The organism is Rheinheimera sp. A13L, assembly GCF_000217935.1.
In the GTDB taxonomy this organism is placed as follows: domain Bacteria; phylum Pseudomonadota; class Gammaproteobacteria; order Enterobacterales; family Alteromonadaceae; genus Pararheinheimera.
In genome coordinates, this window is the sequence record NZ_AFHI01000071.1 from 33,470 (window position 1) to 50,473 (window position 17,004).

General features: G+C 46.4%; 17 protein-coding genes and 1 other RNA gene. 12 read left to right on the forward strand and 6 right to left on the reverse strand.

Features of this window, described 5'->3' with window-relative positions; all coding sequences use genetic code 11:
- Positions 1-61: 61 nt before the first annotated feature.
- Positions 62-322 carry a hypothetical protein gene (locus tag RHEIN_RS18960; protein ID WP_008900598.1) on the reverse strand — a complete coding sequence of 87 codons (261 nt, stop codon included), beginning with the start codon at positions 320-322 and terminating at the stop codon, positions 62-64.
- Between the two features lie 450 nt (positions 323-772).
- On the opposite strand from RHEIN_RS18960, the gene hisG reads away from it, so the two are divergent.
- From hisG to RHEIN_RS19010, 10 genes are all read left to right on the forward strand, one after another.
- On the forward strand, positions 773-1,675 hold the full coding sequence (hisG, locus tag RHEIN_RS18965) for an ATP phosphoribosyltransferase (protein WP_008900599.1): 903 nt from the start codon (positions 773-775) through the stop codon (positions 1,673-1,675).
- A 3-nt stretch (positions 1,676-1,678) separates the two neighbouring features.
- Complete coding sequence (gene hisD, locus RHEIN_RS18970; protein ID WP_008900600.1) at positions 1,679-3,022, forward strand: histidinol dehydrogenase; 1,344 nt, start codon at positions 1,679-1,681, stop codon at positions 3,020-3,022.
- Positions 3,019-4,110 (forward strand): histidinol-phosphate transaminase, encoded by a 1,092-nt coding sequence (gene hisC / locus RHEIN_RS18975; RefSeq protein ID WP_008900601.1) that lies wholly within the window; start codon positions 3,019-3,021, stop codon positions 4,108-4,110. The genes hisD and hisC overlap by 4 nt, the downstream gene beginning before the upstream one ends.
- The gene (hisB, locus tag RHEIN_RS18980) at positions 4,107-5,177 is read left to right on the forward strand and encodes a bifunctional histidinol-phosphatase/imidazoleglycerol-phosphate dehydratase HisB (RefSeq protein WP_008900602.1); all 1,071 of its coding nucleotides are present in this window, start codon (positions 4,107-4,109) and stop codon (positions 5,175-5,177) included. The genes hisC and hisB overlap by 4 nt, the downstream gene beginning before the upstream one ends.
- Complete coding sequence (gene hisH, locus RHEIN_RS18985; RefSeq protein WP_008900603.1) at positions 5,177-5,779, forward strand: imidazole glycerol phosphate synthase subunit HisH; 603 nt, start codon at positions 5,177-5,179, stop codon at positions 5,777-5,779. Before hisB ends, hisH begins: the two co-directional genes overlap by 1 nt.
- Before the next feature lie 36 nt (positions 5,780-5,815).
- Positions 5,816-6,553 (forward strand): 1-(5-phosphoribosyl)-5-[(5-phosphoribosylamino)methylideneamino]imidazole-4-carboxamide isomerase, encoded by a 738-nt coding sequence (gene hisA, locus RHEIN_RS18990; protein WP_008900604.1) that lies wholly within the window; start codon positions 5,816-5,818, stop codon positions 6,551-6,553.
- Positions 6,535-7,308 (forward strand): imidazole glycerol phosphate synthase subunit HisF, encoded by a 774-nt coding sequence (gene hisF, locus RHEIN_RS18995; RefSeq protein ID WP_008900605.1) that lies wholly within the window; start codon positions 6,535-6,537, stop codon positions 7,306-7,308. The genes hisA and hisF overlap by 19 nt, the downstream gene beginning before the upstream one ends.
- Positions 7,305-7,937 carry a bifunctional phosphoribosyl-AMP cyclohydrolase/phosphoribosyl-ATP diphosphatase HisIE gene (gene hisIE / locus RHEIN_RS19000; protein ID WP_008900606.1) on the forward strand — a complete coding sequence of 211 codons (633 nt, stop codon included), beginning with the start codon at positions 7,305-7,307 and terminating at the stop codon, positions 7,935-7,937. Before hisF ends, hisIE begins: the two co-directional genes overlap by 4 nt.
- Positions 7,938-8,071: 134 nt before the next feature.
- Positions 8,072-8,848, forward strand: coding sequence for a substrate-binding periplasmic protein (locus RHEIN_RS19005; RefSeq protein WP_008900607.1), 777 nt, complete (start codon positions 8,072-8,074; stop codon positions 8,846-8,848).
- A gap of 111 nt (positions 8,849-8,959) precedes the next feature.
- Positions 8,960-9,460: an LURP-one-related/scramblase family protein gene (locus RHEIN_RS19010; RefSeq protein ID WP_008900608.1), complete on the forward strand. Its 501-nt coding sequence runs from the start codon at positions 8,960-8,962 to the stop codon at positions 9,458-9,460.
- Between the two features lie 46 nt (positions 9,461-9,506).
- On the opposite strand, the gene RHEIN_RS19015 is transcribed toward RHEIN_RS19010, so the two are convergent.
- From RHEIN_RS19015 to RHEIN_RS19025, 4 genes are all read right to left on the reverse strand, one after another.
- Positions 9,507-11,486, reverse strand: coding sequence for an alpha/beta hydrolase family protein (locus tag RHEIN_RS19015; protein WP_008900609.1), 1,980 nt, complete (start codon positions 11,484-11,486; stop codon positions 9,507-9,509).
- Between the two features lie 96 nt (positions 11,487-11,582).
- Positions 11,583-11,680, reverse strand: an RNA gene (gene ffs / locus RHEIN_RS20570) — signal recognition particle sRNA small type.
- A 71-nt stretch (positions 11,681-11,751) separates the two neighbouring features.
- The gene (locus RHEIN_RS19020; protein WP_008900610.1) at positions 11,752-12,342 is read right to left on the reverse strand and encodes a 1-acyl-sn-glycerol-3-phosphate acyltransferase; all 591 of its coding nucleotides are present in this window, start codon (positions 12,340-12,342) and stop codon (positions 11,752-11,754) included.
- Complete coding sequence (locus tag RHEIN_RS19025) at positions 12,342-13,214, reverse strand: DUF3014 domain-containing protein (protein ID WP_008900611.1); 873 nt, start codon at positions 13,212-13,214, stop codon at positions 12,342-12,344. Before RHEIN_RS19025 ends, RHEIN_RS19020 begins: the two co-directional genes overlap by 1 nt.
- A 130-nt stretch (positions 13,215-13,344) precedes the next feature.
- On the opposite strand from RHEIN_RS19025, the gene RHEIN_RS19030 reads away from it, so the two are divergent.
- Together RHEIN_RS19030 and RHEIN_RS19035 are read left to right on the forward strand one after the other, a co-directional pair.
- Positions 13,345-14,493 (forward strand): patatin-like phospholipase family protein, encoded by a 1,149-nt coding sequence (locus RHEIN_RS19030; RefSeq protein ID WP_008900612.1) that lies wholly within the window; start codon positions 13,345-13,347, stop codon positions 14,491-14,493.
- 145 nt (positions 14,494-14,638) lie between these two features.
- Positions 14,639-15,547, forward strand: a complete 909-nt coding sequence (locus RHEIN_RS19035; protein ID WP_008900613.1) for a GGDEF domain-containing protein — start codon at positions 14,639-14,641, stop codon at positions 15,545-15,547.
- Positions 15,548-15,634: 87 nt separating this feature from the next.
- Here the strand turns inward: RHEIN_RS19035 and tilS are convergent, their stop codons facing one another.
- Positions 15,635-16,936 carry a tRNA lysidine(34) synthetase TilS gene (gene tilS / locus RHEIN_RS19040; RefSeq protein ID WP_008900614.1) on the reverse strand — a complete coding sequence of 434 codons (1,302 nt, stop codon included), beginning with the start codon at positions 16,934-16,936 and terminating at the stop codon, positions 15,635-15,637.
- Positions 16,937-17,004 lie beyond the last annotated feature (68 nt).

Genomic DNA, 17,004 nt, shown 5'->3' on the forward strand with positions numbered 1-17,004 from the left:
ATGAAACAGCAGACAAAAGCATAAACAAGACCTGGCAAGAATTTGCGCTATTATGCCTTGGCTAGACAAAAATATCTAAGTGTCCTTCATCATCCACATGCTGCTCTTCTTCAGGTGTGGTTTCAGGTGCAGCCGGATAATCGTCAGAGCGGCGTCTGTCCTGACGTTTTTTTTGCTGATCTTTGAGTAAAATCAGAAAACGTTTTTCTTCTTTTTCATAAGCACTGATTTTGGCATCTTTAAACACAGGCGCGATCATAGGCCTGGCTTGTTCAGCCGGCGTGCCTGGTGGTCGGTACAAATAGGGAAACAATACGTCCATAAACCCCTCCTCTGCCCTGTTATCGGCAGTGAAACAAATAACTTTATCTATACAACCTGATTAATTTTCAACCCAACGGTTAGAGTCTTATTCTTATAATTTATTCATTTTTTATCGTTAAAAACTGTACATAAAAACAAATAAGCAACTAAATACAACAACTTAACAACACTCCACGCATTTAATAAAAGAGCAGAGAAACAAAAATTTCAGTTGCCTGAATGACAAAAAGCCGTTAGCTTGTATACATCTTAACGAGGAGTCACTTTCCATGATTATCAACATCCACTGGCATCATCACCATCATTTATCCGACTAGCCGGTCCGTGTTGACATTGGAGGCTAGGTTATAACCAGCCTCTGGTGGAAAAGTGAAAACAAATTCCAACTGAACCCCGGGGCTAAAATCCCGGGGTTTTTGTTTTACGATTTTACAAGGTAATAAATAACATGACAGTAAATACAGACAGATTACGTATCGCCATTCAGAAATCAGGCCGCTTGTCGCAAGACTCTCAGGCCCTGTTAACCAGCTGCGGTTTAAAGATCAACTTACGTGAACAGCGCCTGATCGCCCATGTAGAAAATATGGATGTCGATTTGCTGCGGGTACGTGATGACGATATTCCGGGTTTAGTGATGGACGGTGTTTGTGATTTAGGTTTTGTTGGCGAAAACGTACTGGAAGAAGTATCACTGCAGCGCCAAATGGACAACGAAACTTACGATTACACTGTGTTGGCCCGTCTGGACTTTGGTGGCTGCCGCTTATCTATCGCTGTGCCGCAAGAAGAAGACTATAAATCCATCAAAGATTTAGAAGGCCGCACTATTGCCACCACTTACCCACGTTTACTGAATCGCTATTTAAAACAAAAGGGTGTCAATTGCCGTATCGTCAATTTAAAAGGCTCAGTCGAAGTGGCACCACGCGCCGGTTTAGCCGACGCCATTTGTGATTTAGTCTCCACTGGTGCCACCCTGGAAGCCAATGGTTTAAAAGAAGTGGAAGTGATCTACCGATCCAAAGCAGTACTTATTCAGCGTCGTGATTTAGCAGATGAGAAACAGCTGAAACTGATTAAAAAACTGATGCCACGAATTCAGGGCGTGATGCAGGCCAATGAAAGCAAATACATTATGTTGCACGCGCCACGAGCTCGTTTACAGGAAGTGATAGCTCTGCTGCCAGGTGCCGAAAATCCAACTTTATTGCCACTGGCTGGCAATGACGATTTAGTGGCTTTGCATGTGGTCAGCAGCGAAACTTTGTTCTGGGAAACCATGGAGCAACTCAAAGGCTTAGGTGCCAGCTCTATTCTTGTATTACCCATTGAAAAGATGATGGAGTAAGGCATGCAGTTTCAGATCAGCAACTGGCAACAACTGGATAAAACTGCGCAGCAGGCTTTACTAGAGCGCCCGCTGCAGCAGGAATCCGACAGCTTAAAACAAAAAGTGCGGGACATTATCCGTGCTGTGCGCACTGAAGGCGATGCCGCTTTACTGCGTTTTAGCCGCGAATTCGACAAGCTGCAAAGCAACCCTTTGCGCTTGGCAGAGGATCTGCAACAAAACTTAATCGCCTCTTTATCCGATGAGCTAAAAACCGCCATTCAGATTGCGTATCGTAATATCCGCACCTTTCATGCGGCTCAGTTGCCACAAAATATCCGCATTGAAACTCAGCCCGGTGTGATCTGTGAGCTTAATTACAGCGCTTTGGATCAGGTGGGTTTGTATGTACCTGGCGGCAGCGCACCTTTGCCTTCGACTGTATTGATGTTAGGTGTACCTGCTCAACTGGCCGGTTGTCGCCGAGTGGTGTTAGTCACACCTCCGGGTCAGCCTGAAGCAGGTGATATTGCTGCTGAAATTGTGTATGCAGCATCACTCTGTGGCATCACTGAAATTTATACCTTAGGTGGCGCTCAAGCTGTGGCTGCTTTGGCCTATGGCACTGAAAGCATCGGCAAAGTGGATAAAATTTTTGGCCCAGGCAACCGATTTGTCACCGAAGCTAAACAGCAAGTCAGTCAGGATGCCCGAGGTGCCGCTATTGATATGCCTGCAGGCCCTTCTGAAGTGCTGGTGATTGCCGACGACAACGCCAATCCAGTCTTTGTGGCAGCAGATTTATTATCCCAGGCCGAACACGGCCCAGACTCACAAGTGGTGTTGGTAAGCCCTTCTGAAGCTTTACTGGTTAATACTATTAGTGAGTTAAAACGTCAGACTGCTTTATTACCACGAGCTGAAATTGCTAAAAAGGCGCTTGCCAACAGCAGACTGATTTTAACGCCGGATTTAGCGACAGCGGCACAAGTGAGCAATCAATACGCGCCTGAACACTTAATTATTCAGACGGCTGATGATCAGGCTTTGCTTGGCAAACTGACTAACGCTGCCAGTATTTTTGTTGGCCCTTACACGCCTGAATCGGCAGGGGATTATGCCAGTGGTACTAACCACGTACTGCCCACTTATGGCTACAGCCGTAATCACAGCAGTTTAAGCCTGGCCGATTTTTATCGCCGTTACACAGTGCAAACCTTAACAGCAGCTGGCATGCGGGATTTAGGCCCCACTATTGTCAAGCTGGCTAAAGCCGAAGGTTTGGATGCACACGCCAATGCGGTTTCATTTCGTTTAGCAGAGTTAGAGCTTTCAGCACAAATTTCAGAGGAAAATCGTCAATGAGCCGTATCAGTTCTTTAGCCAGGCAAAAAGTGCAACAACTGGTGCCTTATGCTTCAGCCCGCTTAAGTATGAGTGGCGGTTCGGTCTGGCTGAATGCCAACGAAAACTCTATGGCAACAGACTATACACTGTCAGGCCAATACAACAGATACCCGGATTGTCAGCCAAAAGATTTAATCAGCGCTTATGCAGCTTATGCTGGCGTAGAAACCAATCAGGTACTGACCAGCCGTGGTGCGGACGAAGGCATTGAGCTTCTTATTCGTAGCTTCTGTGAACCAGGTCAGGATGCCATCAGCATTTGCCCGCCAACTTATGGCATGTACAAAATCAGCGCTGAAAGCCAGCTGGTGGATGTCAATATAGTGCCTTTAACCCAAGAGTTGACCTTGGATCTGCCGACCTTATTTGCGCAAAAAGCCAATGTAAAACTGGTGTTTATTTGTAGCCCTAATAACCCAACAGGCGATTTAATACCTCGCCAGCAAATTGTCGATGTGCTGGAGTTTTATAAAGACAAAGCCTTAGTAGTGGTTGACGAAGCTTATATTGAGTTTGCGCCAGAAGCCTCTGTGGCTGGTTTATTAAATCAATACAGCAACTTAGTGGTGCTGCGTACTTTATCTAAAGCTTTTGCGTTGGCAGGTTTGCGTTGTGGTTTTACTTTGGCTGAACCCTCAATCATTGCAGCACTGCGCCAGATGATTGCGCCCTACCCTGTGCCAGCTCCTGTGGCTGAAATTGCAGTGTTGGCGTTATCAAGCCAAGGCCAGCAAAAAATGCGCACCACTGTTGAGCAAATCAATAGCTTACGCGACAACTTCAGCGCTTTTGCCAGGACTCTGAGTTATGTAAGCCGTGTCTATCCATCGAAGGCCAACTATGTGCTCTTGGCCGTGCCTGATGCAGCTGCACTGGTGAATTTTATTGCAGAGCAAGGTGTACTTATCCGTAACCAATCCAGTCAGTTGGGTTTAGGTCAGGTGGTGCGGGTATCGATAGGTTCGCCAGATGAAATGGCGCAGTTACAACAGATTATGTCGTCTTATTCCACCACAACAACTACAGAAAAACAGGAGTCTTTATGAGTGCCAAAGCTATTTTATTTATTGACCGTGACGGCACTATGGTGGAAGAACCTCCGGTAGATAAACAACTGGATTCACTGGAAAAACTGGCGTACGAGCCTGATCTGGTGCCTTCATTATTAAAGCTGCAGGCCGCTGGTTATTCATTGGTGATGGTCACCAATCAGGATGGCCTGGGCACCAACAGTTTCCCGCGTGATACTTTTGATGCGCCGCAGGAAAAAATGATGCAACTGCTGAATTCACAGGGCATTCGTTTTGACGATATTTTAATTTGTCCACATTTTGATCAAGACAACTGTAGCTGCCGCAAGCCAAAGCTGGGTTTAGTGAAGGATTATCTACAACAAGGTAAAGTGGATTTCACCAACTCTTTTGTCATTGGCGACCGTTTAACAGACGTGCAACTGGCTGAAAATATGGGCCTGCCGTCCTTCCGTTACGACCGCGATACCTTAGGCTGGAAAGAAATCACTAAACAGCTGTTAAGCAAAGGTCGTAAAGGCAGCGTCAATCGTGTGACCCGCGAAACTGATATTCAGGTGAACGTCGATTTAGACCAGCAAGGCGGCAATGTCATTGAAACCGGCGTCGGCTTTTTTGACCATATGCTGGATCAAATTGCCACCCACGGTGGTTTTAGCCTGCAGTTAAAAGTGAAAGGCGACTTACACATTGACGATCACCACAGCGTGGAAGATACAGCCCTGGCTTTAGGGCAGGCGTTAAAACAAGCGCTGGGCAATAAAAAAGGTATTACCCGCTTTGGTTTTGTCTTGCCTATGGATGAATGCCGCGCTGAATGTGTGCTGGATTTATCCGGCCGGCCGCTGCTGAAGTTTGATGCCGATTTAGGCCAGGGTGCTGTTGGCACCATGAACCTTGAGATGGTGCACCACTTCTTCCGCTCTTTAAGTGATGCCATGCTGATGACGCTGCACTTATCGGTCAGCCCTGGCAATAAACACCATATGGTGGAAGGTTTATTTAAAGCCTTTGGCAGAGCTTTAGGTCAGGCCATTAAAGTATCAGGTGAAGCACTGCCGAGCAGTAAAGGAGTGCTTTAATGTCGCTAGTGATTGTAGATACTGGCTGCGCCAATATCAGCTCTGTGTATTGTGCCTTTCAGCGCCTGGGTGTGGATGCCAAAGTCAGCCGCGATCTAAGCGTGATTAAAAACGCCAGCCGTTTGTTAGTGCCGGGTGTGGGCGCTGCCCGTCAGGCGATGGCGAACTTACGGGATCGCGATTTAATTGCCACCTTACAACAGGCAGAGCAGCCGCTTTTGGGCATTTGCTTGGGTATGCAGTTGCTGACCGACCGCAGTGAAGAAGGGGATGTCGACTGCTTAGGTTTAATACCAGGTCAGGTCAAACGCATGCAAGTCGGTGATTTACGTTTGCCTCATATGGGCTGGAATACTTTGCAAGTGGAAGAGAGTGCACAAAATCACCCTCTGCTTAAAGGCATAGGTGAAAAAGATTATCTGTATTTTGTCCATAGTTTTGCGGTAGCACCGTCTGACAGCACCTTAGCCCGCTGTAACTACGGCAGTGATTTTGCCGCAGTCATTGGCAAAGGCAATAAGCTGGGCGCACAGTTCCACCCTGAACGTTCTGGTGCTGTCGGTGCTCGTTTATTACAGAATTTTCTGGCTTTTAATGGTTAATTTTTCTCATCCGGCTCTGCCGTTACAGGATTAAACGTGATTATTCCAGCTATAGATTTGATACAAGGTAAAACAGTGCGGCTTTATCAGGGCAGCTACGATAAAACCACTGAATATCAACAAACGCCACTGCAGCTGCGCGACTTATACGCTGAAGCGGGCGCAGGCATTTTGCATCTGGTGGATTTAACAGGGGCAAAAAATGCCGCTGACCGCCAGCTTGAGCTGTTAACCAGCTTAATGAAAAACGCGCCTTTGCCAGTACAAGTGGGCGGTGGTGTGCGTACTGCAGCAGATGTTGAACAGTTACTGGCAGCTGGTGCCAGCCGTGTTGTTGTGGGCAGTGTGGCTATTCGTGAGCCCGAAACAGTGCAAGGCTGGTTACGCACTTATGGCGGCGACAAGATAGTTCTGGCGCTTGATGTATCTATTAATGCCAAAGGCGACAAAACTCTGCCAAGCCACGGCTGGATTGAAGAGTCGACTATTACGCTTGAACAGGTGCTGGATGGTTTTATTGCAGCTGGCGCTAAGCATGTGCTTTGCACAGACATCAGTAAAGACGGCACTTTGCAGGGCCCTAATGTCGCTTTGTACGCTGAGCTGGTACAGAACTACCCACAAATTCAGTGGCAAGCCTCTGGTGGTGTTGGCTCTCTGGCTGATATCAAAGCTTTAAAACCCACTGGCGTGGCTGGAGTTATTTTAGGCCGGGCCTTGCTGGAAGGTAAGTTCACGGCACAGGAGGCAATCCAATGCTGGCAAGACGCATAATTCCTTGTTTAGACGTGCGCGATGGCAAAGTGGTTAAAGGTGTGCAGTTTCGTAACCACGAAATTATTGGCGATATAGTGCCGCTGGCCAAAGCCTATGCCGAACAAGGCGCAGACGAGCTGGTGTTTTACGATATCACCGCCTCCAGCGATGGCCGTGTGGTCGATAAAAGCTGGGTGCGCCGTATTGCTGAGGTGATAGATATTCCGTTTTGTGTGGCTGGTGGTATTAAATCTGTCGCTGACGCAGGATTAATTCTGGAAATGGGTGCAGATAAAATTTCAGTGAATAGCCCTGCCCTGGCGCGACCAGAACTGATTAGCGAGCTGGAGCACAGCTTTGGTCAGCAATGTGTCGTCATCGGCATCGACAGCTTTTTTGATAAAGAAACAGGTCTATATCAGGTCTACCAGTTCACTGGTGATGAAAGCCGTACCCAAAAAACCCGCTGGTTGACGCTGGACTGGTTAAAGCGGGTGCAAGAGCTGGGTGCTGGTGAAATAGTGCTGAACTGTATGAATCAGGACGGTGTGCGCCAGGGTTATGATTTAACTCAGTTACAACTGATGCGAAATGCGTGCAAAGTGCCACTGATAGCCAGTGGTGGCGCAGGGGCTATGCAGCATTTTGCAGATGTATTTGAACAAGCCGATGTAGATGGCGCTTTAGCCGCTTCGGTGTTCCACAAAGGCATTATTCCTATACCAGAGCTAAAAGCATTTTTATTAGAACGTAAGCTGGAGATCAGGCCATGAAACTGAATTTAACCAACCTGGACCAGCTGGATTTCAGCAAAGGCGATGGCTTGTTACCCGTCATAGTGCAGCACGCCCGCTCTGGCAAAGTACTGATGCAGGGTTTTGCTACTAAAGAAGCGCTGCAAAAAAGCCTGGAAACGGGCGATGTCACTTTTTTTAGCCGCAGTAAAAGCCGCTTATGGACCAAAGGCGAAAGCTCAGGCCATACGCTGAAATTACAAAGCATGGCAGCGGATTGCGACCAGGACAGTATTCTGGCTTTGGTATTGCCGATAGGCCCCACTTGTCATGTTGGTACCGAAAGTTGCTGGCACGCTGAAGATGCCAACCAACCCGATTTAGCCTTTTTAGATCAATTAGAACAAGTGATCCACAGCAGATACGGCGCTGACCCAAGCAGCAGCTACACCGCCTCTTTATTTGCCAAAGGCGTCAAACGTATAGCGCAAAAAGTAGGTGAAGAAGGGGTAGAAACAGCCCTGGCCGCTACTGTAGGCGACAGAGAAGAGCTGAAAAACGAAGCTGCAGATCTGATCTATCACTTGTTAGTCTTACTAAAAAGCCAGGATTTGGCTTTGCATGATGTACTCGAGGTATTAAAACAACGGCATCAGAAAAAAAGCTGAAGCTAAGTCTCAGATCAGTTTTTTACAAGGGCATCTATACAAGGGCATTTTGACAATGCCCTTTTTCCTGCTCGCAATTTACCGTCATTTACAGCTATGCTCTGGAGACAAATTTTTGTTGGAGCCGTTCGGGCATGAAATTCAGTTGTCTTATTGTTTTTTGTAGCCTTTTCAGTTCGGCCATCTTCGCTACAGAAAAAGCCACAGACTGCTTTTTATCAGCGCAAATTACCGAACAACATTATCAAAACAGCAAAGAACCAGGTTTATGGCATTTTTTGCATCTGGAGCTGTTGGAGTTGTTAGCCAACACAGCCGACTGCAAACTGCAGTTAGTAAAAGTGCCCTGGTCCAGAGGACTGAGTATGTTGCAGGAAGGCCAGCTCGATTTAATGATGACTATGTCAAAAAGCCCGGAACGGGAGCTGTTTGCAGATTTTATTGGCAGTCATTATGTGGAAGACGCCGTATTAGTGCTGCACAAAGATTATCAAACCAGAACCCAGACGCTCGCCGACGTCATGTGGCTGCCGGGCCAAATTGGGGTGTTGCGGGAAGCCTTTTATGGTGAAGAGTATCAACGACTACAACAAAACCCTGATTTCGCCAAGAAGCTGCTGGATGCCAAAACCATTTCACATAAACTGGGTTTTCTGGAGCGCAACAGAGTGCTGGGCGTGATTGAAGACAGAGCTCAGTATCAGGAATGGGCGAAAAAGCATCCGGATATAGCCAGGTTGTACAGCGAGCATTTAGTGGTCAACCGCAATCCGGTGTATTTTGCCGCCAGTCGCAGTGGCATGACGCAACAGCAGCGCGATCATTTACGTCAAAGTTGGGCCAAAGTCTATGGCAGCGAAGCCCATATGGCTATATTGGCTAAATATGGCTGGTCTTTGCAACTGGAGTAAATACAGTCCGATCTGAATACATGCGGTCACGTCTGGGTTTAACTAACGAAACCAGGAAAAATCATCCAAAAATACAGTATGTTATGAACACTTCTGCTCTGAGTTTTTCTGATGAAATATAAAATTAAACAAAAAATATTCAGCCTGACCGACAGCTTTATTATTGAAGATGAAAACGGCAAGGCGGCTTTTAGCGTTAAAGGGAAGTTTTTCAGTATATCCAGCAGCCAAAGCCTGTTTGACAGCAATGATGTTGAGCTTTTAAAAATTAAACGTAAATACCTGACCATTTTGCCAGCCTGTCGACTGCTTTGTGCTGATGGCAGTGAATGGCTTGTTCAAAAAAGATTTTGGCCCTTCTGGACTAGCCGTTTTACTGTGACAGGCCCTGCAGGTGAACTGGAAATGCAGGGTAATTTATGGCAACACGAATACAAAATTAGCCAAAAAGGCAAAGTAGTGGCTGAAGTGTCGAAGTCATGGTTCAGTTGGTCAGATACTTATGGTGTGGACATTTTTGAACCTAAGCTGACAGCTCAATTGCTCGCAGCTGTGATTGTAATAGACCGCATGCAGCATTCAGGTACCAATTCGACACTAGATACTGATTAACGCAGCAGCGCGCTCTGGAAGGCGCACTACTGTGTTGAATTCTTGGCTAGTCAGAGGAAGATGTCAGTGGCAAATACTGATTCAAAAACTTATCTATAGCTTCAAAAGTCTGTTTTCGGTGTGGCAGATAATCCAGGTGATGGGTACCATCCTCAATTTCGACATAGGTAAAGACTTTCTTTTCATCTGCCAGCTCGTCCGCCATCATGCGGCTTTGTTTTACATTGACGCTGCGATCTTCAGTACCATGCAACAGCAAAACAGGGATCTTAATGTTTTCGACCATATTTAAAGGCGAATTCTGCTCCAGCAAATCATTGTCTTTGCCCATCTGTTTTTTCGCCAGATTGTAACTGGTGTAATTTCGGTAGCTGTAACGTTGCTCAGGTAAATCGGAAACGCCAGCAAAACTAACTGAACACTGATACAAATCCGGCGTGCGGGCTGCTCCTAACAATGCTGCATATCCACCATAACTGGCCCCCATAATACAAATACGCTTAGGGTCGGCGATTTTTTGTTCGATCAGATATTCTGTACCGTCGGTAATGTCATCCTGCATCGCCATTCCATACTGACCAACGGCCTGAGTCAGAAATTGGTGGCCATAGCCAGTTGAACCCCGAAAGTTGGGTTGAAATACCACATAACCTTTGTTGACCAGATAAGCTGAGAAGATATCAAAGCTATTGGAATCCTGAGAAAAAGGACCTCCATGCGGCAATACCACCATAGCACCTGGTCCATCTTTGCCTTTGGGTATTGAGACATAACCTTCAATAACCAGACCGTCCCGGGCTTTGTAGCTGACTTTTTTCTTTTGTACCAGATGATCTTCGTTTAAACCCGGATAGGTTTCGGCCAGCGGCAACAGAGACTTCTCATTCCGGTCGCCAAGCAGATAAGTACCCGGCGTTGTGGTATTGGTTGCATACACCAGATAGGTTCTGTCGTCCGAGCTTAAATTCGTGATGTAGTTCACTGTATCAGGCAACACTTTATCCAAACCTGCCTGAAAGGCTTTAAATTCCTCGTCCCAGAATAAACTGCCAGAGGCTTCGTCACTGAAATAAATACCCACAGGTTCATCACGGGCCGCCGAATAAATCAATGAACCCTCGATGTCGTAAACCGGATGGCTGATGATCAACTGGCGGGGTAAATCAGCCTGACTCAAATCCACTTTAAATACAGCAGAACGTCCTTCGTGATTGGCTGATATATATAAATCTTTAGGATCTTTACCAAAGCCAAGAATAGCAATGGCTTCTTCAGAAAATGCCTGCCAACGCCATGCTTCAATCCACTCTGTCTGACCGGGGCGTAATACACGCACAGAGGTTTCCGTCGTTTTTTCGTTATAGTCTCTGCTGGCTCTGATCTGGCCTTGCCTGTCCACCAGCCAGGAACCAACATTGGATCTGTGTCTTTGGATCAGTGTGGCTTTGCCGGTTTTTACATTCACCTGAAATAAACTGTCATGACCTGGCATTTCTCTGTCCAGTCCAAGTAAAAAATGATCGTCATCCGGATAACGTAATTTAATAACATCGTCCTGAAACTGACTTTGATACTCATCTTCCCTTGCAGCTTTCACCATAGGAACCAACTCGGAACCCGCCTTGGCTTCAATGGAAAACAAACGGGTTTCAGTAGTTTTAGTCCCCATGCCACGAACATCGCCATAGCGGAAGCTAGCCAACAAATGGGTATCGTTAGCCCAACGCACCCAGGAAAATTTAAATTTCTTATTGTCTGTTTTACCCAGATAAAAGGACTCACCTGAGGTTAAATCAATCAGTTGGATTAGTGTATTTTCTTCAATGTTTTTTAACGCGACCAGACGTTTGCCATTAGGCGATAAACGCAACTGTTCAATACGTTCACCCTGATAAAACATTTTCAGACGTTCACCCTGATAAAACATTTTCAGCGGTAAAACAGCGGACTGACTCTCTGCGGCAACAGCAAAAGAAAAAGGTAAAACACAACAGGCCAGTATTAAACCGGAAAGAAAGTTATTCATACAGAATCCATTCCATGACACAAAAAATTAGCGTTATGCAGCAATGTAACTAAATACAAAGCGGGTGACAATCCAGACAGGAAAATTGGGTGGCGACCTCACCAGCCGACATCCCGGCACATACGTTATCCGCTTTGGCTGCTTCCTTCCGGATCTGACCAGGTGAACGAATTAGTATTGCGGGAGGACCGATGAGGCCACCATTGAAGGTACCAGCAGAACTGGTGCGCGCATTATGCTGAAAAGCTTTTCTCTGTGCAAGAACTTAAGCGTTTTCCGGATACTTTGCGGTCATTTGCTGAAAAAACATGCACATTTGTTGTAGATCGTCGGCGAAATTTTCGCCCGTAGTAAAGCATGGGCCAAACACCAGTTGCTTGTGCTGGTAATCCAGTCCGACTAAACACACTGGCACCTTGGCTTGCCTGGCTATAAACCAAAAACCTGAGCGCCAGTGTTCCACCTTTTTACGACTACCTTCAGGTGATAAACCTAATAACAACGAATCACTTTGCTCAAACTCTGCCACTACTTGCCCCACTACCCCATGGGGATGGCTGCGGTCTACAGCTATTCCGCCTAAAGACAACAAAAGCCCTTTGAAGGGCCAGACAAAAATACTGTGTTTACCTAAAAACCGAATTTTAAGATCCAGCGCCAGAGCTGCGGCTATGCCAACAAAAAAATCCTGATTTGAGGTATGAGGGGCTACAGCTATCACCATCTTTTTATGTGCGGGCAGCTCACCCTGAATGCTCCAGCCTCCAAGTAGTTTCAGCAACCAGAGGCCAAGTTTTTGGCCCAGGTTACTGTGACGCCGTGGCAAAGTAGCAGGAACAGCGGGTAAAGCTGACATTAAGGCTGAGCCAGTACCAATTGATGGGCTTCTAATACCCGTTTCAGGCGTTTTTGATTGTCAGGACCTAAGCGGATCATCTGGCGTTGCGCCAATGGTAAAGCTTCAAGTTCCGGATCGGCATAAGTGTAATAGACGTTAGGCCGGGCCAGTGTCAAAGGAGGCGCAATTTCTGGTGTGGCCAACAGCACTTTAATCGCATCCTGCAAACGCACACGGAACTGAGCATCGGTGTAACCTAACTCTGCATAAGCTTCTTGCATCAACGGATAATAGTATTCAAATAAACGTTTCACTTCAGTCACAGAGACACTTTCCAGCAATTGCAGATAGGGCTCATAACGTTCGAAATTAGCAGGATCAAGCTGCACTGCTCCATCTTGTGCAGCTAAAGTGGCAAATTTGACTGTGATGGGCTGAAACAGTGGCTGACCTTTTGGCAAAGTGCCCTGGGCTATATTGTCTACATTCACCACAAAACGGCGGATCATATCTTCAGTCACAAAAAGTGATGCCAAACCAGCCTTCCAGCGTAATCCCAACAAACCGGTTTTCACTTCTGTATCTGATTCATCCAGACTGGGTAATTTGACTGTAGGCTCAACAGCCACCGCATCATCCAGTGACGTTTCCTGCAAAGGAGTTTCATCCTGGGCCTGCACTGTTAAACTGTCTACAGGTTCCTGATCCGCTGTTAATACATCAGCAGGAGCTGGTTGCTGTAATGTCGGTACCGGAGTTGGTTCAGCTTCCGGCACTACTGCATCATCGGATCGGAAGAAAAACCAGACAATAGCAATCAGGGTCACCGCCACTACAGCTAAACCTATGTAATACTGTTGCTGGCCTGTGCCAGGAGCCTTCTCGGTCATTTCTGTTTTTTCCTTTCACTAATTCGGATAACTGATATTTAAGCCGTTGAAAAACTGGCTATAGCGTTGCATTTATTTTGCTTTTCAGCAATATATAAACAGAGAGTCTGTAAAGAGTTAAGAAGTTTCAGTGACTGATAGTAAAAAAGATGAAAACACCACTAAAAAAGTTGCCTTGCTGCTAACAGGGGGTGGCGCCAGAGCCGCTTATCAGGTTGGCGTACTCAAAGCTTTGGCTTTACATTACCCACGCAACAGTAAAATTCCATTTGAAATCATTTGTGGCACTTCAGCAGGAGCCATCAATGCCACAGGTATTGCCTGCTATGCTTCATGTTTTCACTTAGGAGTCAGAAAAATCGAGTGGGTCTGGCGCAATTTCCATACCCATCATGTGTATTATTCGGATTATCTGCGTTTAGGCTGGCATTTATTACGTGGTTTTTTAACTGCCTTTCAGGCTGACTACGCCAATAAAAAACCTGTCAGCTTACTGGACAATAAACCTCTGCGTTTACTGCTGCACAACATTCTTGATTTGCAGCGCATAGACCGCAATATTCAGGGCGGCTATTTATCCAGTGTATCTGTCACAGCGTCCAGTTATAACACAGGTGACTCAATCACCTTTTTCCAGGGTAATGACGCCAAAGAATGGCGCAGAGCAAAACGTTGTGGTCAAAAAACTTTATTGGGTATTCACCATTTATTGGCTTCAGCTTCTATACCCCTGGTATTTCCCTCAGTTCGCATTCACCAGCATTATTACGGTGATGGTTCCGTCAATCAGTTGTCACCGCTCAGTGCGCCTATTCATTTAGGTGCGGATAAAATACTGATCATAGGTTTAGAACAACCCCGCTCTCATGATTTAAGTCATTCGATGCCGCATCATCCGGGTTTAGCCACTGTGGCTGGCCACTTGCTGGACACCATTTTTTCGGACACTTTAAATGCTGATTTAGAGCGCATGACCAGGATCAATAAAACCATTGATACCTTAAAAGCTAACAATATTCCTACGGATCTGAAAAAAGTTGACAGCTTTTTAATCAACCCCAGCGTTAATTTTAACGAAATTGCCAGCCAGCACTTTTTAAAACTGCCCATGGCTGTTCGCAGTTTATTGCGGTTAATTGGCATTACTCAACATTCGGAATCCAGCTTAACCAGCTACCTGTTGTTTGAAAAATCCTACACCAAACGTCTGATAGACATTGGCTATCAGGATGCGATGCAACAGATGCCGGAGCTTTTGGATTTTCTGCGTTCTGAGTGAAAGGCAATTTTTAGCCAGCTATTGCCGTCAAAAAAGCGTCAGTTCAAACTGAATAATTGAAAAAATCAATAAGATCATCCACTTATTAAACTGGCACAATACCTGCAAATTCCAGTCATCTTAGATCTTGTCTGGAGTATCGGCAGTGGAATTATTTGGCTTACAAGATATGGCATTAAGTGGGACCAGTTACGCTGGTATCACCAGTCAGCCACATTGGTCTGGTTTGTCTGCAGATCCGGCAACTCTGCCCGAACAGCTACAAACCAGTCTGGATTTGGCTTCCCAACTACAAATTTATTCAATGGCCGCTGGCAAAGTTTTGCCTCTGCGTTCCATTCAGTTACAAACCGCAGTAGGTAAATACCTGGCGCCGGGTTCGGAAGATGGCAGTTTTGAGCATCGCAGTGTGTTGATGCTGAACGATCAATGTTTGGCTGAGTTAAGTTATCAGTCAGAACAAGCCTTTACTCCTATGATCCAGCATCAGCTGTGGCAATTGGAACGGCAATGGTTGTATCCGCTGCGTAATACGCTGGTGGTGGTTCGTTTACAGCAATTAGCGTTAAAAGACAGCCTGACAGACCTTGGCAACAGACGGAATTTTGACGATCAGTTTGAACGGGCCGTGCAGCTTGCCAACAGACGTCAGGAAGCCTGCGCTTTAATTTTGTTGGATTTGGATAATTTTAAACACACCAACGATAACTTTGGCCATCCAGCCGGTGATGATGTGTTGATTGCTGTGGCTGATGCTATGCGCCAGACTTTAAGAGCAAGCGATTGTTTATTCCGTTTCGGTGGTGATGAATTTGCTGTATTGCTGACGGCAGAAGATGCGCTGGCAGCTGAGCTGGTCGCTCATCGTCTGGTTAAAGCTATTAACCAGCATCATATCTGCAGCCAGTTTGGCGTAACCGCAAGCGCTGGTCTGGCTCATCTGGCACCTAACCAAAAATCTGCTTTGTTATTCAGCCGTGCTGATGAAGCTTTATCACAAGCTAAACAGGCAGGTAAAAACGCGGTGAAAGTGGCGCTGCTTAATCAGGCCTGACGTAAACAGGCACAGGTTTTAGTCGTCGTACATTGGGGCTAAAGGACAGAAGATCCAAAAGCCCTTTTTTTTGCCTGCAATTGCAGTTTAACTTTTTTGCCAGTCGACAAAGGCATTCGCCTGTTCTGATCCGGCATTTGACGCTAAACCAAGCACCGCCACCACCTGATTATTTTGCACCAGCAGGGGTAACTGCAGACGTTGCCATGGCGGTACAGCCCATAACTTCAGCCATTGTTTCAGCGCTTTGCTTTGCTTCTGACCAGCCGGTTTAAAAGGCAAACTAAAAAGCCCAAATACCAGATACAGAGGTTCGTTTGTAACCAGCAGTGCCATCCCTTTATTTTGCTGGTTCAAACAAAACAGACCTGAAGCGGTATTCACTGCCTGTCCTGGTTTTAGTTCAACAAAAACTCCGGCTGCAGGGATCTCAGTACTGTGGGTGATATAAGCTTTGTCGGCAAAACGACGGATCTGTTTGCCATCGAGTTCCAATAAAGGCTGAGCATCGGCTTTGGCGCCAATCAGCTCGGCAAAAAATCGTTCCAGCCAGTCCGTCGATGGATTAAGCGTGCTTAAAGCCAGCCAGCTGCGCACCAGCAGCTTTTGAGTAGTGAAGTCTTGCTCTGCCAATAGTTTTAAATCTAATTCAGCTCCGTGCATTACAGCAGGTAATAACTGCTGCAACTGTTTTTCGACAAACTGCTGTTGTTGCTGGATATGAGTGACAGACCTGAGCGCATTTTGCCGGAATGCCGGCCAGCGCTGCTGCAACAACGGCATGATCTGCAGTCGTAAAAAATTACGGTCAAACCTGCTGTCGCTATTACTTTCATCTTCAATCCACTCTAACTGTTGCTCTTTGGCAAAAGCTTCCATCTGCTCGCGGCTAAAATCCAGCAAAGGTCGTAACAACCAACCCGCAGCAAAAGACTGCAAAGCTGCAATACCGGATAAACCGGCAGGACCTGCACCACGTTTTAACGCCAGCAGTAAAGTTTCCAGCTGATCGTCTGCATGATGAGCTGTTAATAACGCAGTCTGAGGTGTGGTCACAAAAGCAGCTAAAGCCGAATAACGGGCAGCCCTGGCTTGGGCTTCAATATTTGCTGCAGGGTTCAATTGTACTTTTTGCACTTCAAAAGCAATGTGGCGTTTAAGGCACTGCTGCTGACAAAAATCAGCCCACAGATCGGCATTGGCACTTAAGCCATGATGGATATAAACGGCTTTAAGCTTGATGCCTGTGTCCTGGGCATGCTGATGGCATAACTCCAGCAACACCATAGAATCCAGCCCACCGGATAACCCCAGCACCAGTTGGTTTAAACCAAGCTGTTGGATATGCTGACGCAGGGAAGCTGTGAACTCTGAACGCTTAAAAACCATAGTTCCTCAATAACAAAGCCGCCTTGCGGCGGCTTGTAGGGGCGGGGTTTATCCCCGCCCGTTACCCA

What these genes read in the sequence shown, in the direction of transcription:
- RHEIN_RS18960 (WP_008900598.1), bottom strand. Translation starts at nt 322, where the DNA reads ATGGACGTATTGTTTCCCTATTTGTACCGACCACCAGGCACGCCGGCT.
- hisG (WP_008900599.1), top strand. Translation starts at nt 773, where the DNA reads ATGACAGTAAATACAGACAGATTACGTATCGCCATTCAGAAATCAGGC.
- hisD (WP_008900600.1), top strand. Translation starts at nt 1,679, where the DNA reads ATGCAGTTTCAGATCAGCAACTGGCAACAACTGGATAAAACTGCGCAG.
- hisC (WP_008900601.1), top strand. Translation starts at nt 3,019, where the DNA reads ATGAGCCGTATCAGTTCTTTAGCCAGGCAAAAAGTGCAACAACTGGTG.
- hisB (WP_008900602.1), top strand. Translation starts at nt 4,107, where the DNA reads ATGAGTGCCAAAGCTATTTTATTTATTGACCGTGACGGCACTATGGTG.
- hisH (WP_008900603.1), top strand. Translation starts at nt 5,177, where the DNA reads ATGTCGCTAGTGATTGTAGATACTGGCTGCGCCAATATCAGCTCTGTG.
- hisF (WP_008900605.1), top strand. Translation starts at nt 6,535, where the DNA reads ATGCTGGCAAGACGCATAATTCCTTGTTTAGACGTGCGCGATGGCAAA.
- hisIE (WP_008900606.1), top strand. Translation starts at nt 7,305, where the DNA reads ATGAAACTGAATTTAACCAACCTGGACCAGCTGGATTTCAGCAAAGGC.
- RHEIN_RS19005 (WP_008900607.1), top strand. Translation starts at nt 8,072, where the DNA reads ATGAAATTCAGTTGTCTTATTGTTTTTTGTAGCCTTTTCAGTTCGGCC.
- RHEIN_RS19010 (WP_008900608.1), top strand. Translation starts at nt 8,960, where the DNA reads ATGAAATATAAAATTAAACAAAAAATATTCAGCCTGACCGACAGCTTT.
- RHEIN_RS19015 (WP_008900609.1), bottom strand. Translation starts at nt 11,486, where the DNA reads ATGAATAACTTTCTTTCCGGTTTAATACTGGCCTGTTGTGTTTTACCT.
- RHEIN_RS19020 (WP_008900610.1), bottom strand. Translation starts at nt 12,342, where the DNA reads ATGTCAGCTTTACCCGCTGTTCCTGCTACTTTGCCACGGCGTCACAGT.
- RHEIN_RS19025 (WP_008900611.1), bottom strand. Translation starts at nt 13,214, where the DNA reads ATGACCGAGAAGGCTCCTGGCACAGGCCAGCAACAGTATTACATAGGT.
- tilS (WP_008900614.1), bottom strand. Translation starts at nt 16,936, where the DNA reads ATGGTTTTTAAGCGTTCAGAGTTCACAGCTTCCCTGCGTCAGCATATC.